This window comes from Methylocaldum szegediense (genome assembly GCF_949769195.1).
Taxonomy (GTDB): domain Bacteria; phylum Pseudomonadota; class Gammaproteobacteria; order Methylococcales; family Methylococcaceae; genus Methylocaldum; species Methylocaldum szegediense.
In genome coordinates, this window is sequence record NZ_OX458333.1 from 4,439,563 (window position 1) to 4,465,943 (window position 26,381).

At 55.7% G+C, this 26,381-nt stretch carries 26 protein-coding genes; 12 read left to right on the top strand and 14 right to left on the bottom strand.

From position 1 onward, the window contains the following. Positions 1 to 18: 18 nt before the first annotated feature. The 11 genes from cpdA to QEN43_RS19495 all read right to left on the bottom strand — a co-directional run bounded on the left by cpdA (position 19) and on the right by QEN43_RS19495 (position 10,372). Entirely contained in the window at positions 19 to 861 is an 843-nt protein-coding gene (gene cpdA, locus QEN43_RS19445) for a 3',5'-cyclic-AMP phosphodiesterase (RefSeq protein ID WP_026609905.1), read from the bottom strand. Positions 862 to 1,017: 156 nt separating this feature from the next. After that, the gene (locus QEN43_RS19450) at positions 1,018 to 1,533 is read right to left on the bottom strand and encodes an adenine phosphoribosyltransferase (protein WP_317963528.1); all 516 of its coding nucleotides are present in this window, start codon (positions 1,531 to 1,533) and stop codon (positions 1,018 to 1,020) included. Between the two features lies 1 nt (position 1,534). After that, entirely contained in the window at positions 1,535 to 3,454 is a 1,920-nt protein-coding gene (dxs, locus tag QEN43_RS19455) for a 1-deoxy-D-xylulose-5-phosphate synthase (protein WP_051331555.1), read from the bottom strand. A 160-nt stretch (positions 3,455 to 3,614) separates the two neighbouring features. Then, positions 3,615 to 4,517, bottom strand: a complete 903-nt coding sequence (gene ispA / locus QEN43_RS19460) for a (2E,6E)-farnesyl diphosphate synthase (protein ID WP_026609907.1) — start codon at positions 4,515 to 4,517, stop codon at positions 3,615 to 3,617. Further along, positions 4,507 to 4,737: an exodeoxyribonuclease VII small subunit gene (locus QEN43_RS19465; protein ID WP_026609908.1), complete on the bottom strand. Its 231-nt coding sequence runs from the start codon at positions 4,735 to 4,737 to the stop codon at positions 4,507 to 4,509. The genes ispA and QEN43_RS19465 overlap by 11 nt, the downstream gene beginning before the upstream one ends. Before the next feature lie 171 nt (positions 4,738 to 4,908). Beyond that, a complete protein-coding gene (gene sseA / locus QEN43_RS19470) occupies positions 4,909 to 5,760 on the bottom strand; it encodes a 3-mercaptopyruvate sulfurtransferase (protein WP_026609909.1) in 852 nt (283 codons plus the stop codon). Positions 5,761 to 5,779: 19 nt separating this feature from the next. After that, positions 5,780 to 6,910, bottom strand: coding sequence for a succinyl-diaminopimelate desuccinylase (dapE, locus tag QEN43_RS19475; protein WP_026609910.1), 1,131 nt, complete (start codon positions 6,908 to 6,910; stop codon positions 5,780 to 5,782). After that, the gene (locus QEN43_RS19480; RefSeq protein ID WP_026609911.1) at positions 6,907 to 7,260 is read right to left on the bottom strand and encodes an ArsC family reductase; all 354 of its coding nucleotides are present in this window, start codon (positions 7,258 to 7,260) and stop codon (positions 6,907 to 6,909) included. Before QEN43_RS19480 ends, dapE begins: the two co-directional genes overlap by 4 nt. After that, on the bottom strand, positions 7,257 to 7,826 hold the full coding sequence (locus tag QEN43_RS19485) for a DUF2726 domain-containing protein (protein ID WP_026609912.1): 570 nt from the start codon (positions 7,824 to 7,826) through the stop codon (positions 7,257 to 7,259). The genes QEN43_RS19480 and QEN43_RS19485 overlap by 4 nt, the downstream gene beginning before the upstream one ends. Before the next feature lie 372 nt (positions 7,827 to 8,198). Beyond that, positions 8,199 to 9,320: a PilT/PilU family type 4a pilus ATPase gene (locus QEN43_RS19490; protein ID WP_026609913.1), complete on the bottom strand. Its 1,122-nt coding sequence runs from the start codon at positions 9,318 to 9,320 to the stop codon at positions 8,199 to 8,201. 17 nt (positions 9,321 to 9,337) lie between these two features. Further along, positions 9,338 to 10,372 carry a type IV pilus twitching motility protein PilT gene (locus QEN43_RS19495; RefSeq protein ID WP_026609914.1) on the bottom strand — a complete coding sequence of 345 codons (1,035 nt, stop codon included), beginning with the start codon at positions 10,370 to 10,372 and terminating at the stop codon, positions 9,338 to 9,340. Between the two features lie 88 nt (positions 10,373 to 10,460). Between QEN43_RS19495 and QEN43_RS19500 the strand changes: the two genes are divergently transcribed. From QEN43_RS19500 to QEN43_RS19520, 5 genes are all read left to right on the top strand, one after another. Next, positions 10,461 to 11,186 carry a YggS family pyridoxal phosphate-dependent enzyme gene (locus QEN43_RS19500; protein ID WP_036268090.1) on the top strand — a complete coding sequence of 242 codons (726 nt, stop codon included), beginning with the start codon at positions 10,461 to 10,463 and terminating at the stop codon, positions 11,184 to 11,186. A 95-nt stretch (positions 11,187 to 11,281) separates the two neighbouring features. Beyond that, a complete protein-coding gene (proC, locus tag QEN43_RS19505; RefSeq protein ID WP_026609915.1) occupies positions 11,282 to 12,106 on the top strand; it encodes a pyrroline-5-carboxylate reductase in 825 nt (274 codons plus the stop codon). Between the two features lie 2 nt (positions 12,107 to 12,108). Next, positions 12,109 to 12,684 (top strand): YggT family protein, encoded by a 576-nt coding sequence (locus QEN43_RS19510; protein WP_026609916.1) that lies wholly within the window; start codon positions 12,109 to 12,111, stop codon positions 12,682 to 12,684. 1 nt (position 12,685) lies between these two features. Continuing rightward, a complete protein-coding gene (locus tag QEN43_RS19515) occupies positions 12,686 to 12,985 on the top strand; it encodes a DUF167 family protein (RefSeq protein ID WP_026609917.1) in 300 nt (99 codons plus the stop codon). Between the two features lie 80 nt (positions 12,986 to 13,065). Beyond that, positions 13,066 to 15,048 (top strand): dynamin family protein, encoded by a 1,983-nt coding sequence (locus QEN43_RS19520; protein ID WP_051331556.1) that lies wholly within the window; start codon positions 13,066 to 13,068, stop codon positions 15,046 to 15,048. 3 nt (positions 15,049 to 15,051) lie between these two features. On the opposite strand, the gene trmB is transcribed toward QEN43_RS19520, so the two are convergent. Then, on the bottom strand, positions 15,052 to 15,633 hold the full coding sequence (gene trmB, locus QEN43_RS19525) for a tRNA (guanosine(46)-N7)-methyltransferase TrmB (protein ID WP_235726556.1): 582 nt from the start codon (positions 15,631 to 15,633) through the stop codon (positions 15,052 to 15,054). 249 nt (positions 15,634 to 15,882) lie between these two features. Here trmB and QEN43_RS19530 point away from each other — a divergent pair, with 249 nt between their 5' ends. The 6 genes from QEN43_RS19530 (at position 15,883) to QEN43_RS19555 (ending at position 23,862) form a co-directional block, all read left to right on the top strand. Continuing rightward, a complete protein-coding gene (locus QEN43_RS19530; protein ID WP_317963529.1) occupies positions 15,883 to 17,319 on the top strand; it encodes a hypothetical protein in 1,437 nt (478 codons plus the stop codon). 490 nt (positions 17,320 to 17,809) lie between these two features. Next, positions 17,810 to 18,283, top strand: a complete 474-nt coding sequence (locus tag QEN43_RS19535) for a formate dehydrogenase subunit gamma (protein ID WP_026609919.1) — start codon at positions 17,810 to 17,812, stop codon at positions 18,281 to 18,283. Positions 18,284 to 18,289: 6 nt separating this feature from the next. Further along, positions 18,290 to 19,840, top strand: a complete 1,551-nt coding sequence (locus QEN43_RS19540; protein WP_026609920.1) for a formate dehydrogenase beta subunit — start codon at positions 18,290 to 18,292, stop codon at positions 19,838 to 19,840. Positions 19,841 to 19,884: 44 nt separating this feature from the next. Further along, entirely contained in the window at positions 19,885 to 22,731 is a 2,847-nt protein-coding gene (gene fdhF / locus QEN43_RS19545; RefSeq protein WP_026609921.1) for a formate dehydrogenase subunit alpha, read from the top strand. Between the two features lie 15 nt (positions 22,732 to 22,746). Continuing rightward, a complete protein-coding gene (gene fdhD, locus QEN43_RS19550; RefSeq protein ID WP_396661988.1) occupies positions 22,747 to 23,571 on the top strand; it encodes a formate dehydrogenase accessory sulfurtransferase FdhD in 825 nt (274 codons plus the stop codon). A 45-nt stretch (positions 23,572 to 23,616) separates the two neighbouring features. Beyond that, the gene (locus QEN43_RS19555) at positions 23,617 to 23,862 is read left to right on the top strand and encodes a formate dehydrogenase subunit delta (RefSeq protein ID WP_317963531.1); all 246 of its coding nucleotides are present in this window, start codon (positions 23,617 to 23,619) and stop codon (positions 23,860 to 23,862) included. 34 nt (positions 23,863 to 23,896) lie between these two features. On the opposite strand, the gene thiO is transcribed toward QEN43_RS19555, so the two are convergent. Continuing rightward, complete coding sequence (gene thiO / locus QEN43_RS19560; RefSeq protein WP_026609924.1) at positions 23,897 to 24,994, bottom strand: glycine oxidase ThiO; 1,098 nt, start codon at positions 24,992 to 24,994, stop codon at positions 23,897 to 23,899. A 327-nt stretch (positions 24,995 to 25,321) separates the two neighbouring features. Between thiO and QEN43_RS19565 the strand changes: the two genes are divergently transcribed. Beyond that, entirely contained in the window at positions 25,322 to 25,990 is a 669-nt protein-coding gene (locus QEN43_RS19565; protein ID WP_156912690.1) for a hypothetical protein, read from the top strand. 87 nt (positions 25,991 to 26,077) lie between these two features. Here the strand turns inward: QEN43_RS19565 and QEN43_RS19570 are convergent, their stop codons facing one another. Then, positions 26,078 to 26,263: a hypothetical protein gene (locus QEN43_RS19570; protein ID WP_156912691.1), complete on the bottom strand. Its 186-nt coding sequence runs from the start codon at positions 26,261 to 26,263 to the stop codon at positions 26,078 to 26,080. Positions 26,264 to 26,381 lie beyond the last annotated feature (118 nt).

The following is a 26,381-nucleotide window of genomic DNA, read 5'->3' on the forward strand; positions in this document are numbered from 1 at the left end:
CAAGGTAGAGCAAGGCCGTCAATATCCGTTTGACGTGAATTCCAGACCTGCCGGCACGTCAGTGAGCCGTTCCACTCGAGTACCTATCGTTCCATCGGCGTAAAGCTCAATCCAGCGATAGCCCGGAGCAGCTATGTCGAGGGCAAAGTTCGGACTGAAAGGTTTGAACTGAAAGCAAGTTGAAGGGGTGGCGAGCAAACGTAGCCGCCCAAACACCTTGTCGATCTCTTGATGAACATGCCCAAATACCACGGCCCGCGCGTGTGGGTATTTCTGTGTTATCGCCAAAAACTCGCTGGCGTTTTCCAGGACCATGGTGTCCATCCATCGACTCCCACTGGGAATGACATGATGATGAAGCGCGATAAGGGTATAACGGTCGGGATGGTTTCTTAGTGACTGTTCGAGAAGACCGAGCTGCTCATCCGACAGCCGCCCACTCGCCTTACCGCTGATCGTGCTGTCCAGGCAGACGATTTGCCATGGATCGAGCATGATTCGATGTTGAACGTGAACGTTTTCACTCGGTAGGAGCTCGGACATGAGCCGAGGATCGTCATGATTGCCCGGAAGACAGTAACAAGGGATGCCTAAGGCAGATAACCGTTGTTTGAGTCGTTCATAACTTGAATGACAAGGGTCTTGAACCAGATCGCCCGTCAATAGCGCCAAGTCCGGTTTCCAGGGGGCATGCCCGGCGTGTTCAAGTACTGCAGCAAAGCTTTGCTCGGTATCTACACCAAGCAGTGTTTGCCCTGGTTCGGCGAGGAAGTGAAAATCGGTGATATGAAGGATATGGGTAACCGCGGCTTTTCCAATCGTTCGCGCATCCTTACTGTTGTTGTATCCTGAGCCGTTCATTTGAGTCGTGGTTTTTAGGGCAGGCCGCTCGTGTGGATACGCGTACCGGGTCTGCTCCTAACCGTAAAGTCACGGTTTTTGCGGTCGAAGAAACAGCCCGATATACCAAGGTATCCACTCACTCGAGGAATGCCAAGGTTGCTATGCGATTAGCGATCAATAATGTAAGAGCGAATGGACAGGGTATCGTTCCAATTTTTTGCGTCCCTGTAGTTCGTCGAGTTCCACGACAAAAGCACAGCCGACGATTTCCGCCCCCAAAGCTTCAACCAGTTCGCAACTAGCTTTGGCTGTGCCGCCGGTTGCTAATAGATCATCAATCAAGAGGACTCTGTCTCCGGAATTCAAGGCGTCGATATGGACCTCAAGAGCGGCCGAGCCGTATTCAAGGTCATAGCTGATGGTTTGCACGTCATAAGGGAGTTTGCCGGGTTTTCGAAGCGGGACGAATCCTACACCCAATTCCCAGGCAACCAGAGATCCAAAAATGAACCCGCGCGCTTCCATGCCGGCAACGGCCGTGATATCTCGGCCAATGTAGGGATGGAGCAGGTGGTGCACGGCCAATCTCAACGCGGCCGGGTCTTTGACGAGAGGCGTAATGTCTTTGAAGAGAATTCCAGGCTTTGGAAAATCCGGAATATCCCGAATGGCCGCTCTAAGCCTCTCCATATCAAAGCCCCCGCGTAGCGACCGTAACACGGGGGGCGGCTGGTTTTAGCGCATTGAGGCTCTCCGCATAGCGCTCGATGGCGCTAGCGATGCCATCGGCATCCAGGCCGCAAAGGGCCAGCAATTCTTCCCGAGTGCCCTGACCGAGAAAACGGTCCGGCAAACCAAGGTTGAGTACGGGAACATAGCACTGGCGTGCTTGGAGAAGCTCGTTGACGCCACTGCCGGCTCCACCGGCGATGACGTTGTCTTCGACCGTCACGAACATTTCATGGGTTTTTGCTAGTTCGAAAATCAGTGCTTCGTCCAGCGGTTTTACGAAGCGCATATTGACCACGGTAGCGTCGATTTTTTCGCCTGCTTCGACCGAAGGGGCGAGCAAAGTGCCGAAAGCGAGTATCGCAATTCTTTTTCCCCGGCGTCGGATTTCGCCTTTGCCAATAGGAAGTGCAGTCATCTCGGCAACAACCGGAACGCCCGGGCCTTTACCTCGGGGGTAGCGGACGCTGGCGGGGCCGTTATGCTGAAAACCGGTGAAAAGCATCTGCCGGCACTCGTTTTCGTCTGCCGGTGCCATGATCACCATGTTCGGAATGCAGCGCATGAAGCTTAGGTCGAAACTGCCGGCATGCGTCGGTCCGTCGGGTCCAACTAACCCGGCACGATCGATCGCGAAGAGTACCGGCAAATTCTGAAGCGCCACGTCATGGATGAGCTGGTCGTAGGCGCGCTGCAGGAAAGTCGAATAGATCGCGACCACCGGCTTGTAGCCTTCGCAAGCCTGCCCTGCGGCCAAGGTTACCGCGTGTTGCTCGGCGATGCCGACATCAAAGTAGCGGTCCGGAAAGCGCTCAGAAAATTCCACGAGTCCGGAGCCTTCGCGCATTGCGGGCGTGATACCGAGCAGGCGATGGTCCTTTTCCGCCATGTCGCATAGCCATTGTCCGAAGACCTCGGTGAAGGTCGGGCTCCCCGGTTTCGATTTCGGCAAATGATCCTTGCTGAGATCGAAAGACGAAACGCCGTGATAAGCGACCGGATCTTTCTCCGCAGGCAAATAGCCCTTGCCTTTCTTGGTGACCACGTGCAGGAATCGGGGGCCCGGCAAATCCCGGAGATTCCGCAGGGTCGTAATCAGAGTATCCAGATTGTGGCCGTCGACCGGTCCGATATAGTTGAAACCCAATTCCTCGAACAAGGTCCCTGGAGCGACCATGCCTTTGACATGCTCTTCGGCACGACGGGCGAGTTCCCACACGCTGGGCATGCTTCGCATCAGGATATGCTTGCTGCCCTGTCGCACGGTTGAGTAGAACTTGCTGGAGAGGATTCGCGCCAGATAATTGTTAAGCGCTCCAACATTGGGCGAAATCGACATCTCGTTGTCGTTGAGTACGACAAGTAAATTGGCATCGAGGGCGCCTGCATGGTTTAGCGCTTCGAACGCCATACCGCCGGTTAGGCCGCCGTCACCGATGATAGCGACAGCGTGAGTGTTGCGCCCTTCAAGCGATGCGACGATGGCCATTCCGAGCGCGGCACTGATCGATGTGCTCGAGTGGCCGACGCCGAAGCAGTCATAAGGGCTCTCCTCCCGATTCGGAAACGCAGAAAGTCCGTTTTTCTTGCGAATGGACGGCAATCTATCGCGGCGCCCTGTCAGGATTTTGTGAGGATAAGCCTGATGGCCCACATCCCAAACCAGCTTGTCTTCAGGTGTATCGAAGACATAGTGCAGGGCGATCGTGAGTTCAACCGCACCCAATCCGGCTGCCAAATGGCCGCCCGACTGACTTACGCTGTCCAACAAGAACGCACGCAACTCGCTGGCGAGCTGAGGCAGTTGATCTTCGGATAAGGCGCGTAAGTCCGCGGGGCTGCCGACGGTTTGTAGGAGAGGGTATTGGTTCGCTTTAATCATTGATGTTGTGAGGCTCCAAACCAGGCTTATTCGCGGGTGAAAGATGATCCTGAATTAGGCGTCAACCGGCCCATTATGAAACTGGGAGTATTCGCTTTCAAGGATAGTTTGTTCTTCGGATACCGTTTCAAGGTAGCGCTATCACTCTTGCCGTTAGGGTTCAGGCACGCCGTTCGATGATGAACCGCGACAGCGCTCGGAGAATGTCTGCTTCGGCACCGAGGCCGGAAAGCGTGTCAACAGCCTCTTCGTGAAGTTCTCGCGCCTTTTGTTTGGCACCCGCCAGCCCTAAGAGCGCCGGATAATTCGGCTTGTTATTGTCCCGATCCTTGCCTTGGGTCTTACCTAAGGTCTGGGTATCGCTTTCCTCGTCGAGTACATCATCCTGGATTTGGAACGCGAGACCTATGCATTTGGCGTAATGGTCCAGCTTGTCGGCGATGCTGCTGTCGAGCGACGGATGGGCCAAGGTCGCCAGGTTGACGCTGGCGCGAATGAGGGCACCCGTCTTTCGGATATGCATGTTTTCCAGACTAGGAAGATCCAGCGTTTTCCCAACTGATTCGAGGTCTATCGCCTGACCCCCGACCATGCCCAGGGACCCGCTCGCCTTTGCTAAGGTCTCGACCATCGCGAGCCGACTGCTGGCGGGCACGGCAATTGACGAGTCATGGGCGAGGACATGAAAGGCCAGGGCTTGCAGTGCGTCGCCGGCGAGAATAGCTGTTGCTTCGTCGAACGCAATATGGCAGGTAGGCTTGCCGCGGCGTAGGTCGTCGTTGTCCATTGCCGGCAAATCGTCGTGTATCAACGAATAAACGTGTATGAATTCCACCGCGCAGGCGGGGCCGTCGAGACATTCCCATGGAACGCCGACGGCTTGCCCGGCGGCATAGGTCAACAATGGACGCAGCCTTTTTCCGCCTCCCAACACTGAGTAGCGCATGGCTTGATGTAGGCGTTCGGGCATGCGGTCAGCTGCCGGCAATCTGAGATCGAGGGCCGCCTCTGCCCGCGCTTGGCAGATCTGCATAAAACGATTCAAGTCGGTTTCAAGATTCATCGGTAAAAGGCTTTAACGTGGGTTCTCCATTTTCTTCCAGCAAAATCTGGACCTTTTGTTCTGCTTCTTTCAAGGCTTTTTGGCAGAAACGGGTCAATTGAATCCCGCGTTCGAACAGTTTAAGCGACTCCTCCAGAGGAAGATTGCCTTGTTCCATACGTTCGACCAGTTGTTCCAGTTCGGCCAGAGATTCTTCAAAATTCGGGTTCTTTTTGGCCATATCCCCATGTCCGACGAAAAATTCCGACCCTTTGAGCAAGCAAGAACGCCGATTATCTCAGAAGTTGGAACTTGATAAAAATTGTCGGGTTTTCCTACCGTCCCTAAGTGCTACACGTCGCGAGGTGACAACAGCGTCAGAAAGGGGGCTGTTGTCTTAAATCCGGTGTGCTTACACGCTGATTGGTGTGTCATTCAGCCCGCCCCATTCGGTCCAAGACCCATCGTAGACGGCCGCAGACTCGCAACCGAGGCAATACAGGCCGAGCGCGAGCACCGATGCGGTCACACCTGTTCCGCAGGTAGTAACGACCGGTTTCTCGAGGTCGATACCGGTATTCTCGAACTCGTTTCGAATTTCGGAAGCGGGCTTCAGGCGTTGTGTGGTTTCGTCTATGAGTTTCTTGAAAAAGAGATTCTTGCTTCCAGGAATATGGCCCGAGCGAATGCCAGGGCGAGGTTCGGGCTCTGTTCCGGCAAACCGCCCGGGTGAGCGGGCGTCGATGATCTGGGTCACGACGTCCCCGACGAGCACCTTCATTTCCTCGAGATTCCGCACCAGGTTCGGCCTGAAGGAAGCCTTGAAAAAGCGGGGTTCGGCGGTCACCGCGCTTGCATCGAGCGGTAGTCCCTTGGATTTCCAGTATTGAAGTCCACCATCCAACACCGACACGCGGTCATGACCGAACACTCGGAACGTCCACCATACGCGGGCCGACGCCATGAAGCTGTTGTTGTCATAAACGACGACATGGGTCTGATTATCAATACCCAACTGACCGACGCAGGCGGCAAAGAACTCGGGGGAGGGGAGCATGTGCGGTAGAGGATTGTCGCGATCAGCTATGGCGTCGATGTCGAAGAATCGAGCTCCCGGAATATGGGCGGAGCCATATTCTTGTTGTGCGTTGCGTGCCTGGTTCGGCAGGAAGAAGGTGGCATCCAATATGACGATGTCCGCGGAATGAAGGCGTTTGGCGAGCCATTCCGCATCGATCAGCGGCGAGTGCAGATCTTGTTCCATGATGGAGTCCCTTATGAAGCTATGAAGCGAGCAGGTTGACGAGGATCTGCTCGTAAACCGCGGAGAGCTTGTCGATATCCTCGATCGATACGTGTTCGTTGACTTTGTGGATACTGCCGTTAATAGGGCCAAGTTCTACCACTTGGGCCCCAGTCGGAGCAATGAAGCGGCCGTCCGAGGTGCCGCCTCCCGTGTCCATTCTGGCGCGTCGCTTCAGAACGATTTCGAGCGCTCTTTGAACGGCGTCGATGAGTTCCGGTTTGGTCGTCAGGAAGGGCGCGCCCGACAACCGCCAGTTCAGCTCATACCGCAAGCCGTGTTTGTCCAAGATGGCGTGAACACGTTGCTTTATCCGATCTTCGGTTAGCGCCGTCGAAAAGCGGAAGTTAAACATGACCTCGAGTCGTCCCGGAATCACGTTTTCGGCGCCGGTGCCGGCCTGGATATTGGATATTTGGAAACTGGTGGGCGGAAAGTATTCGTTGCCCTGGTCCCAGACCTCGTGGGTCAATTCCGAAAGTACAGGCGCAAAACGGTGGATCGGATTTTCCGCTTTGTCCGGATAGGCGACATGGCCCTGCACGCCGAATACGCGCAGGACGCCGGACAGCGATCCGCGCCGTCCGATGCGGATCACGTCCCCGAGTGTAGCGAAGCTGGAGGGTTCACCGATGAGACACCAGTCGATTTTTTCGTCACGCTCTTGCAGGGTCTCGACGACTTTGACCACGCCGTTCGTCGCTGCGCCTTCCTCGTCGCTGGTAAGCAGCAAGGCAATCGATCCTTTGTGATCGGGGTAGCGGCTTACGAATCGTGTCAACGCCGTGGTCATGGCGGCGATGCCGCTCTTCATATCCGCCGCCCCTCTTCCGTATAGCTGGCCATCGCGGATCTCGGGCTCGAACGGAGGCGATAGCCAATCTTCCAAAGGACCGGCAGGCACGACGTCGGTATGACCTAGGAACACGAGCAAAGGTCCAGATCTGCCCCGCCTCGACCAGATGTTTCTCGTGTCGTCGAAATTCAACCATTCGGTCTTGAAACCGAAGGGCTCCAGTTTGGCTGCGATCAGGTCCATGCAACCGGCATCGTCAGGCGTAACCGAAGGACGCCGAATCAGTTCGATCGCCAAATCCAAAGTCTGGCTCATAGCGCCTTCTCGTACAGCGCCGGCGAAAAACCGCTGAACATGTTGTTTCCCACCTTCAACACTGGCCGTTTGATCAGTGTGGGGAATTGAAGCATCAACTGCAGTGCCTTGTCTCGAGTCAGATGCGCCCGGTCTTCATCGGAGAGTTCGCGCCAGGTTGTGCTTCGGCGGTTGAGAAGGTGCTCCCAACCCACAGCGTGTTCGAGGTCCTCGAGAATCGAGCGCTCCAGGCCATCCTCCCGAAAATCGTGGAACTGGTAGCTCACGCCGCGTGTATCGAGCCAGGCGCGGGCTTTCTTGCAGGTGTCGCAGTTCCGGATGCCAAAGAGGACAATTTCGGGGTGGCTCACAACTCGAGATCCTCGATAATGGAGATACGGGGTTCTTTACGTCCGTCGGGTTCGGGCAGATACAAGGGATCTTTGCGGACAGACGATGCAATAGTTTGTTTGATCTCGTTCGTATCGTAGAACGGTCCGGCTTCTATGCGCACCAAGGGTAATCCCGCAGCGTCACAAATCGGTCTCAAAGGATCTTCAGGTGCTCTCGACCGCCTTGCTGATACGGCGTGTTCATAAAGTTCCAATGCGCACACGATGGACAGATCGGCTTTGGAGCAAAGGATGAAATCGAAGCATCGGTCGGCGACTTGCTCGAACGTTTTCCGCGCGCCGCGGTTTGTTTCGTCCTCACGCGGCGATATGAGTTCGATGACGGGAATCTTGCCGAAAATCTCATAATCGTCGCCAACGGCCTGCTTGAGTGCGAAATAAAAACCCCTTTCCTCTGCCGAGAACAGAAAGTCCTCCCTGCGGAAGCCGGATCTCCTCGTCTTTTCGGCGGATTTCGACGAGCCTCTTGTGAGCAACAGCAAGGTAGCAAGAGTGGCGATTCCGACAAGAATCAACCAATTCATTTATTTTCTCCAAGAACCACGTTGCCTGAACAGCCAATCTCGTCAGAAATGCGCCGCGCACCAAGCCGTCGAGAAAAGCAACAAACGCGGAGAAAGGGCAGCTCGGCTCGAGCATTAACCGGGGGGCTGGCTCAGACGACGATTGCTTAGTGTGCCGCGCATTATACCGAAAGCGGCTGTGTGGTGTGACAGGTCCTTGAAATTACGGTAATCCAACCGGACGCCTTAGTGCCGATCGGGGCGGAAACCGAGAAGCGGGTCCGCATGCCTAATCCCGGCCCGCGACGGCCGGGATTTCGACGGGCCGGAATGGATAAGCGGAAAATGCGGAGATTCAAGCTTGAGTCGAATTTGTGCGAGAGGCCGATGGCATCAATCGTCATCTAAGATGAACATATTGTCGTGGCGGCCCGAGTATTTTTCGATGCTGCCTTCTTCGCCCAGCTTGATCATCAGCCGCACTTCGTTTTTCGAATCTGCGGCGTGTAAGGCGTCCTCGTAGGTGATCTTCCCAGCTTTATAAAGATCGTACAAAGCTTGATCGAAGGTCTGCATACCCTGTTCGCGCGAGTGTTTCATAAGCTCCTTCAGCTTATGGATCTCGCCTTTACGGATGAGGTCGGAGGCGAGCGGGGTGTTGAGGAGAATTTCCACTGCCGGATAGCGGCCTTTGCCGTCGGCTCGGCGAATGAGCTGTTGCGCGATGATGGCTCGAAGATTCAAGGAAAGATCCATGAACAGCTGCCGGTGCATGTCCTCGGGAAAAAAGTGAAGAATGCGATCCAGTGCCTGGTTAGCATTGTTGGCGTGCAAGGTACTAAGGCAAAGATGGCCGGTCTCGGCAAAGGTGATCGCATGCTGCATCGTTTCGCGGGTTCGGATTTCCCCGATCAGAATGACGTCCGGCGCCTGCCGCAAGGTGTTTTTGAGCGCCACTTCGTACGATTCTGTATCAATGCCGACTTCGCGCTGGGTGATGATGCAACCCGCATGCGGGTGAACGTATTCCAGAGGGTCTTCGATCGAGATGATATGGCCGCTCGAATGCTCGTTGCGGTATTTGATCATGGCGGCCAGGGACGTGGATTTTCCCGTGCCGGTCGCGCCGACGAACAGGATCAGACCGCGTTTGGTCATCGCCAATTCATTCAGGATGGGGGGCAGATTGAGCTCTTCAACCGTCGGAATGTTCGTCTCGATCCGCCGCAGGACCATTCCGGGAGTGTCTCTTTGGATGAAAGCGCTGACACGGAATCGCCCCAACCCGGACGATGAAATGGCGAAATTGCACTCCTTAGTGTTCTCGAACTCGTCGCGCTGGCGCTGATTCATCACCCCAAGGACGATTTGCCGCGCCTGATCCTTCGTCAGCTTGGTATTTGAAATCGGTTGAATGACGCCGTCGATCTTCAGGCAAGGTTCTTTGTTGGTGATGATGAAAAGGTCTGACGCTTTTTTTTGCGTCATCAGCATGAGTAAGGATTCGAAATCCACGAGCCTGTTCCCCAGCTTCAGAATGCCGCTTTGTTAACCGCCTTGGCGCGCGCGGTAGCGCGTGCAACGACGCCTTTCTCGACCAATTCTTGCAAGTGCTGGTCGAGGGTTTGCATCCCGTCCTTGCGTCCGGTTTGTATGGCCGAATACATCTGTGCGACCTTGTCTTCGCGTATGAGATTGCGAATCGCCGGAGTGCCCACCATGATTTCCCAGGCCGCCGTGCGTCCGCCGCCGTTTTTCTTGAGCAGAGTTTGGGCGATCACGGCCTGCAAGGACTCGGACAGCATCGACCGAATAACGCCTTTTTCCGCGGCGGGGAATACATCAATGATGCGGTCTATGGTTTTGGCTGCTGAGTTGGTGTGCAGGGTGCCGAAAACGAGGTGACCGGTTTCCGCGGCGGTCAGCGCCAGACGAATGGTTTCCAGATCGCGCATTTCCCCGACCAGAATCACATCGGGGTCTTCGCGTAGAGCCGAGCGCAAGGCTTCGTTGAACCCCAAGGTATCCCGGTGAACTTCTCGTTGGTTGATCAGCGATTTCTTGCTGGTGTGCACGAACTCGATGGGGTCTTCGATCGTCAAGATATGGGAGTATTGATTCGAATTGATATGGTCGATCATCGCGGCGAGAGTCGTCGATTTGCCTGAGCCCGTGGGCCCGGTGACCAAGATCAGGCCGCGAGGATGCGTGGTGACCTCCTGGAAAAATTTTGGGCAACCCAATTCCTCCAATGTCAAAACCTTGGACGGAATGGTTCGAAAAACCGCCGCCGCGCCCCGGTCCTGATTGAACGCGTTGACGCGAAAGCGCGCGACTCCAGGGAGCTCGAAAGAAAAGTCGGTCTCCAGGAACTCCTCGTAATCACGCCGCTGCTTGTCGTTCATGATGTCGTAGATCAGCGCGTGTACCTCTTTGTGGTCGAGCGCCGGCACGTTAATCCGGCGTATATCGCCATCCACACGGATCATGGGAGGAAGCCCGGCGGACAAATGCAAATCGGAAGCCTTGTTTTTGACGGAAAAAGCGAGCAGTTCGGCGATATCCATGGATGTGTCTTGGTGTTGACTCTTGTGTAAGCTCTGGTCGATCGATACCCTTGCGTTTCGCTCAAGTATAGACAACCGTATCAGCACGATGAGGAGCCAGATACAACAGAGACTGGACGCGGTGCGCGACCGGATTCGGTCCGCGGAGGCGGCCGCTGGCCGACCCCGCGACTCGGTTCGTTTGATCGCCGTCAGCAAGACCCAGCCAGCGGAGGCCATTGCCGCGGCTTATTATTGTGGGCAGCGGGAGTTCGGGGAGAATTATGTTCAGGAGGCTCTTGCTAAGCAGGAAAAGTTGGCCCATTTCGATATCGGCTGGCATTTCATCGGGCCCATTCAATCCAACAAGACCAAGCTGATCGCCGCGCATTTTTCGTGGGTGCATAGCGTTGACCGGATCAAGATTGCGGAGCGTCTGAGCGATCAGCGTCCCATACAGCTGCCGCCGCTCAATGTCTGTATTCAGGTTAACGTGAGCGGCGAAGCGACGAAATCCGGCGTTGCCTTCGAAGAACTGGATGAACTAGCCAAAGCGATTGCGGCATTGCCAAGGCTTCGTTTTCGCGGACTGATGGCCATTCCTGCACCGACAAACGAGATCGACCTCCAGCGTGCATCGTTTCGGAGCTTGCGACAGGCCGCGGAACGCCTTAGCGATTTGGGGTTGGATACCTTATCTATGGGGATGTCCGACGATCTTGAGGCAGCCATAACGGAAGGCTCGACCATGGTCCGCGTCGGTACCGCTCTGTTCGGACCGAGGCCGCGCCGAGACGTGGCTGCGTTCGGTGCCGAAGGCGCCTCGGAGCGCTAAAAATGGTGCAGCCTAGAGTGGTTGTGGGGACGTTTTTGAGGGAGTCTCTATAGAGTTGTTTACAAGTGCGCCCGTTCGGTAGGAGATGATTACAGATGAAAACACAGACTTTGGGGTTTATTGGCGCAGGAAATATGGCGGGCAGCCTGATCGGTGGTCTGATTTCGGACGGATATCCGGCGGAAAACATCGTCGTATCGGATGTCGATACCGCGAAATTGAAGGATTTGGCCACGCGTTTCGGCGTCCAGACGTTCGAAAATAACCGATCGGTCGTGGATCGGTCCCAGACGGTAATACTCGCGGTCAAGCCGCAGATCCTTGAGTCGGTCGCTCGGGAAATCGCCGCTGCCGTACAGGAAGGTCGTCCTTTGATTATCAGCATCGCCGCCGGCGTTCGCGAGACCGCTCTGGATCGTTGGCTGGGCGGCAACGCGAGCATCGTCCGCTGCATGCCGAATACGCCGGCGCTGGTGAAAACGGGAGCTACCGCGTTGCACGCAAATGATCGGACAAGCCCGGCACAGAAGAGTTTGGCGGAAGCGATACTCCGTGCCGTCGGCGTCGCCGTATGGGTGGAACGGGAGGAGCTCTTGGACGCGGTGACAGCGCTTTCGGGTAGTGGGCCGGCTTACTTTTTTCTGCTCATGGAGGCCATGGAGGATGCAGCGACCGAGCTCGGCCTTGACAAAACCACGGCGCGTCTTCTTACTCAGCAAACGGCGCTGGGCGCGGCGCGTATCGCTATCGAATCTGACGAGGGGCCAGCCGAATTGCGAAGGCGGGTCACATCGCCCGGTGGCACAACGGAGAAGGCAATAGAGGTGTTTGAGGGGGGTAGCCTTCGCAGACTGGTGCTGGAGGCTATAAAGGCGGCAAATGCGCGGGCCGCGGAATTATCGAAGCAACTGGGAGAGTGACGATGTCTCCGGATTTTCTGGTGAATCCCGCTATCTTTTTGATCGATACGCTGTTCAGCCTTTATATTTTCGCCTTATTGCTGCGGTTTCTATTTCAGTGGATGAATGCGGACTACTACAATCCGATTTCGCAGTTTCTGATTAAGATCACACACCCACCGCTGCGTGTATTGCGCCGCTTCATTCCCGCCATCGGCCGCGTCGATACCGCCTCACTCGTCTTGATGCTGGGGCTACAGATGCTGGGCGGATATCTGATATTTTTGCTTCAGGATACCAGCCTGACGTTCTCGGCGTTGGCGGTATGGGCTTTCGCACAGTTGCTGGATTTGCTGTTCAATATCTTTTTTTTCGCCATCATCATTCGCGCTGTGTTGAGTTGGGTCAGTCCCAGAACGTATAACCCCGCTATTTCCTTGCTTTACAGTCTGACCGAGCCGCTGCTTCGGTTCGGCCGCCGTCTTTTGCCCCCGATCGGCGGTATCGACTTGTCACCGTTGATCCCTTTGATCGGCATACAGCTCGCTAAGATGCTTGTATTGCCACCGTTGCAGCAGCTAACGACCCTGTTGAACTGATTTGAGCGACTGGTATGCCTGGGACGGTCAGACATTGACGCTGAACGTCCACATTCAGCCCCGCGCGGGCAAGGACGAAGTCGTTGGCCTGCATGGCGATCGGCTCAAGATCCGCATCAAGGCACCGCCCGTCGACGGCAAGGCGAACCGGTACCTGATCGAGTTTCTCGCGGACGTTTTCGGCGTTGCCAAAAAAGATGTGGTTTTGCTGGCCGGCGAGACCGGAAGGGATAAGCGCTTCGAAATCCGCGCGCCCAAACTCTGGCCGGCCTGGTGGACCGAGCTTTCAAAAATGGACTGAATCTTGAATTGGTCTAAACTTCCTCCCAACTGCTCCAGAATTGCACTTTATTCCATAGACGATCGGATCGAGAGCCGGAGATGAGCATCATTCATTTAGAAGACAAGCTGCGAGACTACGGCCAATGGCGTGAGCAAATTAGCCAGGCGGTTGAGCGATATCGTTCCTGGTTGGATCGGTATGAATTGAACAGCGATGCCGTCAATGAAACCCTTCTGGGCATGCTCGACAGCTTGCGCTCGGACCGGATTGTGCTTGCCTTTGCGGCCGAATTTTCGCGAGGCAAGACCGAACTGATTAACGCCTTGTTTTTCTCAGATACCGGCGTTCGTCTCCTGCCGTCGTCTCCGGGAAGGACCACGATGTGTCCGACCGAGATTTTTTACGATCCCGAAGGCGGCGCCTATATTCGATTGTTGGCAATCGAGAGTCGTCTGAACCAGACATCGCTCAGTGAGTATAAACGCCATCCCCAGAGCTGGATGCAGATTGAGCTCGATTGTGCGTCGCCGGTGCAGATGCAGGAAGCGTTTCAGGAGTTGACGGCGACCAAGCGCGTACCGCTGGAAGAGGCGAAGAAACTCGGTCTGTACAACGAGGACATGCATCCGGGGCAGGTCGTAGCACCGGAGACCGTGGAAATTCCGTGTTGGCGTCATGCATTGATCAGCTTTCCACATTACCTCCTCAAAGAAGGGTTGACTATTCTCGACACACCTGGTCTCAACGCGCTCGGGGCGGAGCCGGAGCTGACCCTGCACATGCTGCCTAGCGCGCACGCGGTCATCTTCGTGCTCGCAGCGGATACCGGCGTGACCAAGAGCGATATGGACATGTGGTGCAACCATGTCCGGGGCTCGCGCCAAGGACGGGAGAATACTGGTTTGGCCGTGGTCATGAATAAGATCGATTCGATGTGGGGAGATTTACACGGAGACGATGTGATCGAAAAATCGATTCGGTCACAAGTCGACTCGGTCGCCAGAACCCTGGAGGTCGAACCGAGCTCGATCTTTCCTTTGACGGCCAAGCAGGCCCTCCTCGCCAAGGTGAAAGGCGATGAGGTACTCCTGCAAAGAAGTCGGCTCGACGTTTTTGAAAAATTTCTCGCCGAAAAAGTCGTGAAGGAGAGGCAGAATCTCTTGATGGCGTCAGTTACCCAGCAGGTCGGTCGGTTGGTCGAGGAGTCAACCAGCGTCTTGCGGGCCCATATCGCTGACGCCGAGCGGCAAATCAACGATCTTCGCAATGTGGATGTCAATAACCGGGACAAGATAAAACAGCTGATGGTTGAAACCAGGGAGCAGCAAAACGCTTATCTGTCCAGCGTTAATCAGTTTCAGGCCAGCCGACGGGTGTTCGCGGTGCAGATCAAATCATTGGCCGAAGCCTTAGCACCAGAGAAGATCGATGAAATCATCAAGCGTACCCGGCGACAAATGGCCGGGAGTCTCACGACGATCGGGATGAAAGCCGCTATGGCCGCCGTGCTTGAGGAGCTGAATGGGGTGCTCGTCAAGGCTCTTTCCATCAGCGAAGAAACTCGGAGGCTGGTGAAGGGGATATACGGGAAATTCCAGGAAGAACACGGTTTCGCCGACCTGAAGGCGCCATCGTTCTCACTCAAGAAGTATCAAATCGAGTTGGAACGGATATTTAAACAGGGAGAAGCTTTCAGAGACAGCGCCTCGTCAACGTTGATGGAGCAGAGCATGGTCGTGGTGAAGCTCTACTCGACGATCATCGCGCGCGCCCGTGAACTCTTCCTCCAGGCGTACAGGGATGTGGTGGCGTGGTCCGGCATGGCGCTAACGCCGCTTATCCATCAGATCCGGGATCACAAGCACGTGATCGAAAGTAAATTGGATGTGTTGCGCAAGATCAATGAATCCAGCCATGCGTTGGATCAGGAGATTGCGGCGCTCGTTCATGCCTTGGAACCTTTGCGGCAGCAATATGATGAACTCGTAGAGATACGACAGGCACTACAGTTGGATGAGGCTCGAACAGAGGCCGAAGTTGAGGAGGACTTGTTTCAACCAGCGGAGGCGGTGGCGGGTTAAGGGTTAAAGATCGTGTCGTCGGACAAACATCAAGTCCCAGACGTCGTGTCCAAGCTCTCGTCCGCGGCGCTCGAATTTGGTCAACGGCCGGTGTTCCGGGCGAGGCGAAAACTTAGCCTTACCGGCGACATTTTCGAACTTTTCACACTGTTCAAGCACATCCAGCATGTGCCTCGCGTAATCTTCCCAGTCCGTGGCGGCGTGAAAAATTCCTCCGGATTTGAGTTTCCTCGCTACGAGACTGGCGAAACCCGGGGTGACCAGTCGGCGCTTATGGTGGCGCTTCTTGGGCCAAGGGTCGGGGAAAAACAAATTGACTCCCGAGAGGCTGCCATCAGCGATCTGAGTTGTCAGGACCTCGACGGCGTCGGCGCAAAAAATCCGTACATTGGTCAATTCGCGTTCTTTTAAGCGCGACAGCAGCTGTGCCACACCGGGCCGGTGGACCTCGATGCCTATGAAATTGGTTTGTGGTTGATTGCTGGCGAGTTGAGCCAAAGTTTCGCCGTTACCGAAACCGATTTCAACGAGCAAAGGAGCGCTGCGACCGAAAATCTGCCCATAATCCGGGAGCGTATCGGCCATATTTAAGCCGTATATCGGCCAAAGAGTATCGAACGCCCTTCGTTGAGCCGCAGTGAATCGACCTTGGCGGAGAGTAAAGCTGCGGATGGAACGTAGGTGCGAGCAGCCGTTTTGCGGTGTCGAATAGGTGCTCGAATCGGCGGAGTTACTTCGGTTGTCGGTCATGGGCGGATTTCGAATTGGATAGAGTCGAAACGATGAATCGTCGGCCGATTATTTTAGTGGAACCAGTCCCACTTCGTTATCCATTTGTCGCATAAAGACGGCCCAAATGGGGAAAAACGCATCGACACTGAAGATCTAGAAATCGCAATGGATTTTTCGATCTTATTTGATCTTTACCGCTCGACCTTCGTACGCCGCATCCAAGATCGCTTTCGTTACATGTTGGACGACCTGAATTTGGCGACGGCCGTTCAGGCTATAGATAACTTCGATTCGGTGCTGCAGGATCATCTAGCCGATGTGTGGACGACACTTCATCTCGATCAAGACATTGTCTCGGAAAGCCTGGGCCAGGAATTGGAGCGCTCTTTCCTGCGGCTTTCGGACCAGCAGGGCTCCAACGAGGAGGCCGCGGCGAATGACCAAGCGCGTGAACGACAGAACGGTCAAATGCCACGCTACCGGCGGACTTTCGCATTTGACGAATATCTAGCAGGTAGAATTCGGGACGTCGAATCCCAGCACCGTCAAAGTCTTCATGATCTCAATGAAGTGTATGCCGAGGTCGTAGGAGTAGCGCGCGAGTTATTACCACCCGCGCCCTGGAGTCCCTCCGCAACTTTGAACGCGTTGTCAACGGTTCTTGACGGGATCGATGTACCGATTCATCAGAATGTGCGGGTGATCTTGTACGAAAAGTTTATTAAGGATGTTCTGAAACATCTGGATGAAGCCTGTCGCGCATTTCAGGAAGCTCTGGAGAAACACCGCATTGAGTCGGACACTCGAATAACGTTGGCTGGTCCAAATGCTTTGATGGCTGTTTTGCGCGGCGAAGGAATGGAAAAGAAAACCGTTGCAGATGTAGTCGCCGGTGGTGTCAGTTCGACAAAGCGAACGAAGATCGACGAAGGCGAAGCAGAGGTGGCTGGCGAGCCGGGTGAGTTCGAAGGAGGCAATTCGGAAGTGCCGTGGCGTCGCTATTACGTTCGTCTGCTTGTCTATCTGGTCGTGACTATATTGCTTGCGATTGTGGCCTGGCAGTTAGGGACATGGTTTGCCCAGCAGCGGGACGGAAGCATGGCCGAGAGCGGCAGCCGCGACCGCCAGCAGGTGGATTCGACCGACCAGATCGAAAAAGCGGTGATGCCGGAGAGCGTGTCGGTCGGAAGTGCCCAAGAACAACCTGTTCAGCCGCCAGTGGTATCCGACGCACGCATGAAACGTGACGTCTTGCGCCGGATCGAGTTGGTTGACTTCAGCTGGACTCTGACGCCAGCGGACCATACGATGCTTTTCGATTTTTCGATCAGGAACGGCAGCGCACGTCGGGTCAGCGGAATCGAGGTAGTTTGCCTGCAATATTCCCAAGAGTTTGAGCTTCTCGAGCCGCTGAAGGCTATTTTGCCAGGAGCGATTGAGCCGAACATGACCCGGACGTTTACTCAAATTCCTGTCGGACTCGGGAATGATCAGGTCGGTCGCGTGTCCTGTTTTATTCCGGACGTAAGTCTTGAATGAGTCTTAGTCTTTTGGCTCGATCCACATCGATCCGTATACGGTCCCGCACCAGCGGACTCACCGGATGGCGGGACAATTTCGTAGGGTGATATGTATAATCTCATATCGACGCCTTGCGCAGTGTTCCCCAGTCATGGTGTCTATTGATGACGGCAGGCTGCCTTTCCTGTGTTCGTTTGATGCCTCTTTGTTAGTGGCCTTGTCGCTGGCGAAGGGCACGCCCTGACAGTACTCCTACTCCCGAAAAGTAGTCCGTTCCTATAGTCGCCGAGTCAGAGGGGAGCAAGGCTTATTCCTGGTTTGGAGTGGGTTAAAAGCTTAGCGATTTAGTCAAGAAAGTTATTGCAAAGTCACCACCCATGCCTAAGAATATGCTAAAAATGCATTTGTAAGATTTTTTTATGCCGCATGAATAGAAAGAGGCGCATAACTGTCGAAGCTATGTGTCTTTACTGATATTCGGAAGCGGACACGGTTGAGCGAGGCTTAAATGGCAGAACACGAATGGGACCGCGAGCGCGTGCTAGAAATTATCCGTTCCAACAAGAATAAACCGGGTGCTTTGTTGCCGATCTTACACGGTATTCAGGATGCGCTTGGCTACGTCCCACCGAATAGCGTCCCATTGATCGCCGGGGAACTGAATCTTTCTCGGGCCGAAGTGCATGGCGTAATCAGTTTTTACCACTATTTCCGCGATACACCGCCCGGGAAACACACGATCTATCTGTGCCGAGCGGAGTCCTGCCAGGCTATGGGGTCCGAGGCTTTGGAAGTCCACGCGAAGCATCGCTTGGGTATCGATTACCACGAAACGACCGAAGACGGAGCTTTCAGTCTGGAGCCTGTATATTGTCTCGGCAACTGTGCATGCTCGCCGTCGATTATGATCGACAAAGACGTCTATGGGCGCGTGACGGCCGAGGAGTTCGACCACATTATTGAGAATATACAGACAGGTTAATTCAAAATGACGACCGTCTACGTTCCCCGAGATTCCAGTGCATTGTCATTGGGTGCAGAGCGGGTCGCCGCAGCCATTCGCGGCGAAGCGGCAAAACGGAATATCTCAGTCGACTTGGTTCGCAACGGTTCCCGCGGTCTGTATTGGCTGGAACCATTGGTGGAAGTGGTCACCGATAGGGGTCGTATCGCGTACGGCCCGGTGCGTGTTGGCGATGTTCCGTCCTTGTTCGAGGCCGATTTCCTACAGGGCGGCTCCCATCCCTTGTGCCTCGGGCCGACTGACGACCTTTGGTATCTGAAAAACCAAGAGCGATTGACTTTTGCGCGAGTCGGTATCACCGATCCGGTCAGCCTTGACGACTACCTGGCCCACGACGGTTATCGCGGGCTGCGTCGGGCGCTCGAGATGGCGCCCTCGGCCATCGTCGACGAAGTCACTACGTCGGGATTGCGCGGGCGCGGCGGCGCAGCTTTTCCGACCGGCATCAAATGGCGCACGGTTCTGAATGCGGTCTCTGATACCAAATATATTGTGTGCAACGCAGACGAAGGCGACTCGGGAACTTTCTCCGATCGCATGATCATGGAGGGTGACCCCTTCGTCCTGATCGAAGGCATGACTATTGCGGGGCTGGCTGTAGGGGCTACGCAAGGCTACATCTACCTGCGCGTTGAGTATCCCCACGCCCATCGTGCTTTGAACGAAGCGATCGGAGCGGCGTATCGTGCCGGTTACTTGGGAAAAGATATTCTGGGGAGCGGTAAGAGTTTCGACCTCGAGGTCCGTTTAGGTGCCGGCGCGTATGTGTGCGGCGAAGAAACCTCTTTGCTCGAGAGCCTGGAAGGCAAGCGCGGTTTGGTTCGTTTCAAGCCTCCGCTGCCGGCCGTCGAGGGCCTATTCGGGCGGCCGACCGTAATCAACAACGTCATTTCGTTGGCTTCGGTGCCGATCATTCTCGATAAAGGCGGGGAATATTACCGCGATTTCGGCATGGGCCGCTCGCGCGGCACGCTGCCGATCCAGTTGGCGGGCAATATCAAATACCCAGGGCTGATTGAAAAAGCGTTCGGCGTCACGTTGCGCGAAGTCCTCTACGACTATGGCGGTGGTTCTGCTACCGGACGACCGATTCGGGCTGTTCAGGTAGGCGGACCGCTCGGTGCTTATCTGCCAGAGTCGCAGTTCGACACGCCGCTAGACTACGAAGCGTTTTCGGCTATCTGGGCGGTACTGGGTCATGGTGGTATCGTCGCTTTCGACGACACTGTAGACATGGCTCGAATGGCGCGGTACGGAATGGAATTCTGCGCCATCGAGTCCTGCGGTAAGTGCACGCCCTGTAGAATTGGTTCGACCCGCGGCGTAGAAGTGATCGACAAGATCATCCGGGGCGTCGATCGAGAGAAGAATATTGCGCTTCTGCGTGATTTGTCCGACACCATGCTTAACGGATCGCTCTGTGCCTTGGGCGGCATGACGCCGTATCCGGTATTGAGCGCTCTGAACCATTTTCCCGAGGACTTCGGCATTTCTGCGGCGGAAAGAGCGGCTTAAACTCAAGGTGCGCCCGGCGCACATCACGATTCAGGAGTCATTCCATGGCACTACGCGATTACGACTTCGGCACACCTCCGAGCCAATCCGACAAGATGGTTACCCTGGAAATCGATGGTTTCAGTGTGACCGTACCTGAAGGGACCTCAGTCCTTCGGGCTGCGGCGAGCATCGGCATCCAGATCCCGAAGCTGTGCGCTACCGATAGCTTGAAGCCTTTCGGCTCCTGTCGGCTGTGTCTAGTGCAGATTGAGGGCGCACGCGGCCTGCCCGCCTCCTGCACCACGCCAGTGGCGGAAGGCATGAAAGTTTGTACCCAGAACGAGCGGTTGGCCAAGGTGCGACGCGGCGTGATGGAATTGTATATTTCCGATCATCCGCTGGATTGTCTCACCTGTTCCGCCAACGGCAACTGCGAATTGCAGGATATGGCAGGTGCCGTGGGGCTCCGCGAAGTGCGCTATGGCTACGAGGGTGAGAACCATCTGAAGGCGGAAAAAGACACGAGCAATCCCTATTTCGCCTTCGATCCGGCTAAGTGCATCGTATGCTCCCGGTGCGTGCGCGCCTGTGAAGAGACGCAGGGCACCTACGCTTTGACGTTGGATGGGAGAGGCTTCGACTCCAAGGTTTCCCCGGGGCAGAACCAGTCCTTCATGGAGTCCGAATGTGTTTCTTGCGGTGCGTGTGTGCAAGCCTGTCCGACGGCGACCTTGATGGAAAAAACAGTCATAGAAAAGGGCCAGCCGGAACACAGTATTGTGACCACGTGCGCCTACTGCGGCGTAGGCTGCTCGTTCAAGGCAGAAATGAAGGGGGCCGAAGTGGTGCGCATGGTGCCCAATAAGGATGGTCACGCGAATCACGGCCATTCGTGTGTCAAGGGTCGATTCGCCTTCGGTTACGCAACGCACAAGGATCGTATTACGACACCGATGATCCGGAAAAGCATCCACGATCCTTGGCAGGTCGTGTCCTGGGAAGAAGCGATCAACTACGCCGCCTCCGAGTTCAAGCGCATTCAGGCCAAGTACGGTCGCTATTCGGTGGGTGCGTTGACTTCTAGCCGTTGCACCAACGAGGAAACCTATCTGGTCCAGAAACTAGTGCGTGCGGCGTTCGGTAACAACAACGTGGATACCTGCGCCCGAGTCTGTCATTCGCCAACGGGTTACGGTCTCAAGCAGACGTTAGGCGAATCGGCCGGTACGCAAGCCTTCGATTCGATCATGAAGACCGACGTCATCGTGGTGATCGGTGCCAATACCACCGACGGCCACCCGGTGTTCGGTTCGAGGATGAAACGGCGTATTCGGGAAGGTGCCAAGCTGATCGTGGTTGATCCCCGCGATATCGACCTGGTGAAATCGCCGCATGTGAAAGCCGATTACCATTTGAAGCTGCGACCCGGAACCAATGTCGCGCTGCTCAATGCCTTGGCTCATGTGGTCGTCACCGAGGGGTTGACGAATGACACCTTCGCTTTGGAGCGGTGCGAGCGAGAGTCTTACGAAAAGTGGAAGACGTTTGTCAGCGCGGAGCGCAACTCCCCCGAAGCGACCGAGTCGATCACTGGTGTTCCGGCCGAGATGGTACGTGCCGCGGCTAGGCTTTATGCGACAGGAGGTAACGCCGCGATCTATTACGGCCTTGGCGTTACCGAACACAGCCAAGGATCCACTGCGGTTATCGCTATCGCCAACCTCGCAATGGCGACCGGCAATATCGGCCGGGAAGGCGTGGGCGTGAATCCCTTGCGTGGTCAGAACAACGTGCAGGGATCCTGCGATATGGGTTCCTTCCCACACGAGCTCCCCGGCTATCGTCACATCTCCGATTTTGAGACCCGCTCCCAGTTCGAAGCGGCGTGGGGCGTGACCTTGGAGTCTGAGCCCGGCCTGCGCATCCCGAATATGTTCGCTGCCGCTCTGGATGGCAGTTTCAAAGGGCTTTATTGCGAAGGAGAAGACATTGCTCAGTCCGATCCTGACACTCAGCATGTTCATGCCGCGTTACGGGCGATGGAGTGCGTAGTGGTGCAGGATTTATTCCTGAATGAAACCGCCAAATTCGCTCACGTGTTTCTGCCGGGTGCATCCTTCCTTGAAAAGAACGGTACTTTCACCAATGCCGAACGCCGCATTTCACCGGTGCGCAAGGTGATGCCGCCGCTCGCCGGCTATGAGGACTGGGAAGTGACCCAGATGCTTTCGAATGCCTTGGGTTACCCCATGAACTATTCTCATCCATCCGAGATCATGGATGAGATTGCTCGACTGGTGCCGACTTTCGCGGGAGTCAGTTACGAAAAGCTTGACCGACTCGGTAGTATCCAGTGGCCGTGCAACGAGAAAGCGCCGGAAGGCACGCCAACCATGCATGTCGACCAGTTCGTGCGTGGCAAGGGACGCTTCCTGTTGACGGAATATGTCCCGACCCAGGAGCGGACGAGCAGCCGATATCCGTTGATTCTTACAACGGGCCGTATTCTGTCGCAGTACAACGTCGGGGCTCAAACGCGCCGTACCATGAATTCGGTCTGGCATTCCGAGGATCGCCTGGAAATCCATCCCCACGACGCCGAACAACGCGGCATCAAAGACGGCGACTGGGTCGGTATCAAGAGTCGGTCTGGCGAGACCGTACTGAGAGCTACCCTTACGGAAAGGGTACAGCCGGGCGTGGTGTATACCACATTCCACTTCCCGGAGTCTGGCGCCAATGTCATCACTACCGACAACTCCGACTGGGCGACCAATTGCCCGGAATACAAGGTTACGGCGGTGCAGGTGACCAAGGTAGCCGGCCCCTCGGAATGGCAGCGCCAGTACCGGCAGTTCTCCGAGGAACAATTGGCGCTGTTGGAGCAGCGTTCATCGGCCACCGGCTGAGGAATCGGAGTGGCCGTGCACGCGCAAGAGCTGGGATGGCCGAGTTATCGGATCAGCCCGGTCGAACGTTGGCAGGGTTCGATTCATGATCGTCAGGAAGACTGCATTGCCGAAGAAGCGCCTATCGCCTTGATATATAACGGTGAGCCGTATGCAGTCATGCTGGCGACGCCGTTGGACTTGGAAGACTTCGCGCTGGGCTTCAGTCTTACTGAAGGCATTGTCGCATCGGGGACCGAAGTGGAGTCCATTCGTGTTTACCAGCGCGCCGACGGAATCGAGGTGCGCATGCGCATTCCAGCGGCGCGTTGCCAGGCCGCTACGGATAAAGGGCGCAATCTCGCCGGACGGACCGGTTGCGGGCTCTGTGGCGCGCGCACGATACAACAGGCGATGCGGCGGCCGACTCCGGTAGGTCAAGGCGTGCGGGTCTCGTCGTCGGAACTGGCCCGGGTACTGGTTGAGCTCTCGGATCACCAGAAGTTAAACCGCATTACCGGAGCGGTCCACGCAGCGGCTTGGGCCGTGCCGGGGCAAGGTATACAGAGCGTTAGGGAAGACGTTGGCCGGCACAATGCCCTGGACAAGCTGATCGGTGCGCTGGCGCGACGGGGTGCCGACTTTCGGGAAGGCTTCGTGGTTGTCACCAGTAGGGCCTCCTACGAGATGGTGCAAAAATGCGCGTCGGTCGGCATTGGCTTTCTCGCCGCGATTTCGGCGCCAACCGGACTCGCCGTGCGCGTCGCCGAAGACACGGGTGTCACACTTATCGGTTTTGCACGTGGCAACAACCATGTGGTTTATGCAAATCCTGAGCGCTTGTTGCATGACGAGCCTTGAGCTGTCAGTCCCGCCAAGCTTCCAATCGTCCGAACTAGAAAAATCATGAACATCGAGAATTTGGTAAAAATGGCCAATGACATCGGCAATTTTTTTGGTGCCGAACCGGATAGAGCTGTCGCGGTACGTGGCATTGCGGATCATCTTCGAAGATTTTGGGATCCGAGGATGCGCAAGGCAATCATCGCTCATTATCGGGAAGGCGGGATTGGCTTGAACGACCTGCCACGCGAAGCAATTGCAGAACTCGAAAAGGAAACCGAATTGCTACGGGAAACGGGGGACGGCTGAAGCGAAGCTCGCCGCATCGAAGCCGCCCGTGTCGTCAATGCTCGACTGTTAGCGAATAAGGCTCCGGAAAAATATCAGGAGGACGGTCGAGCAGAAGATCGGACAGGAGCCGAGCAGAAGCGGGGGCCGTGGCGAAGCCGTTACGGAAGTGGCCGCAATTGAAATATAAATTCTGAATTTCGGGATGGCGGCCGATGTAAGGGATGCCGGTAGGCGTGCCGGGACGCAGTCCAGCCCAGTGTTTTTCTATTGGGTAGGAGCGGAGTGCCGGCAGTGCGGCATAGGCGAATTCCAGAAGTTCGTCTCGTGCCGATTCGGTGGTGGCCTTGTCGAAGCCGGTATATTCTAGAGTACTGCCTGCTAAAATTTTTCCGTCTTTTCGGGGAATGAGGTAATGGCCTTGGTGTAGGACCATATGCCGGAGTAAATCTGGTTCAGCCGAAAAGACGATCATTTGCCCTTTCACCGGTTCTATGCTGGGGTGCGGCAAGGGAAAAAGGTGGCGGCTTACAGCTCCGGACCAGGCACCCGCAGTGATGACAAATTGGTCGGCCGTAAAGGTTTCATTCCCAGCTCTAACACGCCTAATCCTCCTCCTGCCGTCCATCCCGACCTCAGTGACTGGACGGTGTTCCAAAATTTGTGCGCCTTGAGCGAGCAAGTCTGATTGGCAAGCGCGGAGCAGTCTCGGATTTCGGACTTGGGCAATCTCGGACAAGAATAAGGGGGAACTCGGCGTAAGGCTCACGGACGGCTCTAGTTCGCGGAATCTTGTGAAGCTGAGTCGTTCGTACGCAATTCCGTGGCTTTTGCACCAGGTTTCGATGAGACTCGGGTTTTCGCAATCGCCGATCAATAAGCCACTTCTTTGCCACTCAGGATCAATCCCGGTATGGCGTTGCAGCGTTTCCGCAAGTTGCGGATATTCCGCATGACTTCGAAGCCAGAGTTGGATGATCGGCTCCGCGGTTCGCCAAGGATAGAGCGGGCTGAGTATGCCCCCGCCCGCCCAAGAGGACTCCCGGCCGATCATCTCTTTTTCCAGGATGATGATCTTGGCGCCGGTCGCGACGAGTTCACGTGCCGTCATTAGCCCGATAATGCCCCCGCCAATAATGATGATGTCGGTCATACCCTGTTCCCGCGCTGGTTAAGAGCTGCACCTGAAGGACCTTTTGCGAGTTGTGATACAGGTGAGCCGATCTGGATGTAATTCAGTAGAGACATTTCGGCGAAGCTTGCTATATTTCGGGCCATCGACATTCCACGTCATGACACATGCCGTGACGGGCTTGGTCGTGCGTGCGATAAGACATCGACTAGAGGAATATCAATGCGTTTGAACAAGAGTGTATCTGCCTCGATTATTTTACTGTTTTTGTTGCCTAGCGCTTCTTCGGCGCTAGTGGTCGATATTCAGGGTACTCGACTTGTGCCGCGAGCATCTACTGAAATGTGTGTGGATATCAGCGGCGATTATCGAGGCGTGCGGATAGAAGCGGATAGACCCGGCCAAATTCCCCGAATTTGCTACAACTCGGCGCGGCAGAATTCGGTCAGTATCGCTAACGCAACGTTTGTCGCCAAACCGCCGTTGAAAGAAGTAGTGATCAAATTCGAGCATGAGTTTCCCCCAGGTATCAACGGAAAAATCATGGCACGTGCCAAACTACAGGGGTTTTTTGCGACCGGCAGTGGTGTCGGCGTTCCCACCGGCGATAAATTGAAGCTCGAAGCTTTTTTCTCGCAAGGCGGTTCGGACGATGCCATAGCGGCGCCTTTGGAATTCGTCGTCGGCGATCAGATAGATTCGGCTGTGCTGGACTATTCGGTCAAGAAACAATACTTGGCCGCCGGACCACGGACGTTGAAGGGGATCTTGAAAATCGAATTCACGGGGCCGGAACACAAGCTGGCTTTGCCCGAGAGATGCGTTATATCGCTCGATACCGGCTCCACTCTTGAAGACAAGTTGGACACATTGGAAACATTGGATGAGGGCGACGAACCTGTGGAACCGCTGGAGCCGGGGCAGTCGGAGGTCGAAACGTCGCCGGCGGTACCGAGCGAGTTTGAGATCGAACGTCCTGACTTGCCTGCGTTAGAGCCGAGGGCTACGCCACGCTGAACAGCATCAACGAATGCTCCGGCGACTGAACCGGACGCCGCCGCTTTACAGCCCGGACTACGTCGTGCCGGCTGACGCTGATACATTCTACCTGCGCGACTTACCATCCACCCCTCGGCGCGCAGCATCGGCGTAGCAGCCCGGCTCATCGAGACCTATTTCGAGGCGTTGAGACGGTCGGGGTTCCAGTTCGCCTGCCTCACGTTCGTCAACGGCTCGGGCGCCTTCTGGGCGCGCTGCGGCTTCCGGCCGGTGGTATTGCCCGAAACCCACGCAGCACTCCTGGCAAGCTACGGCGAAGGCGCGCAGTATATGCGGATGCAGCTTCCCGCCCGAGCGCCGCACTATCACCGTATGCCGACAGCCGCCATACTTGTTAAGATGCGAGCGT

Coding starts and splice junctions, on each gene's coding strand:
- QEN43_RS19495 (WP_026609914.1), bottom strand. CDS start 10,372: ATGGATATCGCCGAACTGCTCGCTTTTTCCGTCAAAAACAAGGCTTCC.
- QEN43_RS19520 (WP_051331556.1), top strand. CDS start 13,066: ATGAGCATCATTCATTTAGAAGACAAGCTGCGAGACTACGGCCAATGG.
- cpdA (WP_026609905.1), bottom strand. CDS start 861: ATGAACGGCTCAGGATACAACAACAGTAAGGATGCGCGAACGATTGGA.
- dapE (WP_026609910.1), bottom strand. CDS start 6,910: ATGAGCCAGACTTTGGATTTGGCGATCGAACTGATTCGGCGTCCTTCG.
- dxs (WP_051331555.1), bottom strand. CDS start 3,454: ATGATTAAAGCGAACCAATACCCTCTCCTACAAACCGTCGGCAGCCCC.
- QEN43_RS19555 (WP_317963531.1), top strand. CDS start 23,617: ATGAACATCGAGAATTTGGTAAAAATGGCCAATGACATCGGCAATTTT.
- thiO (WP_026609924.1), bottom strand. CDS start 24,994: ATGACCGACATCATCATTATTGGCGGGGGCATTATCGGGCTAATGACG.
- trmB (WP_235726556.1), bottom strand. CDS start 15,633: ATGGCCGATACGCTCCCGGATTATGGGCAGATTTTCGGTCGCAGCGCT.
- ispA (WP_026609907.1), bottom strand. CDS start 4,517: ATGAATCTTGAAACCGACTTGAATCGTTTTATGCAGATCTGCCAAGCG.
- QEN43_RS19485 (WP_026609912.1), bottom strand. CDS start 7,826: ATGAATTGGTTGATTCTTGTCGGAATCGCCACTCTTGCTACCTTGCTG.
- QEN43_RS19500 (WP_036268090.1), top strand. CDS start 10,461: ATGAGGAGCCAGATACAACAGAGACTGGACGCGGTGCGCGACCGGATT.
- QEN43_RS19450 (WP_317963528.1), bottom strand. CDS start 1,533: ATGGAGAGGCTTAGAGCGGCCATTCGGGATATTCCGGATTTTCCAAAG.
- fdhF (WP_026609921.1), top strand. CDS start 19,885: ATGGCACTACGCGATTACGACTTCGGCACACCTCCGAGCCAATCCGAC.
- QEN43_RS19510 (WP_026609916.1), top strand. CDS start 12,109: ATGTCTCCGGATTTTCTGGTGAATCCCGCTATCTTTTTGATCGATACG.
- proC (WP_026609915.1), top strand. CDS start 11,282: ATGAAAACACAGACTTTGGGGTTTATTGGCGCAGGAAATATGGCGGGC.
- QEN43_RS19465 (WP_026609908.1), bottom strand. CDS start 4,737: ATGGCCAAAAAGAACCCGAATTTTGAAGAATCTCTGGCCGAACTGGAA.
- sseA (WP_026609909.1), bottom strand. CDS start 5,760: ATGGAACAAGATCTGCACTCGCCGCTGATCGATGCGGAATGGCTCGCC.
- QEN43_RS19535 (WP_026609919.1), top strand. CDS start 17,810: ATGGCAGAACACGAATGGGACCGCGAGCGCGTGCTAGAAATTATCCGT.
- QEN43_RS19540 (WP_026609920.1), top strand. CDS start 18,290: ATGACGACCGTCTACGTTCCCCGAGATTCCAGTGCATTGTCATTGGGT.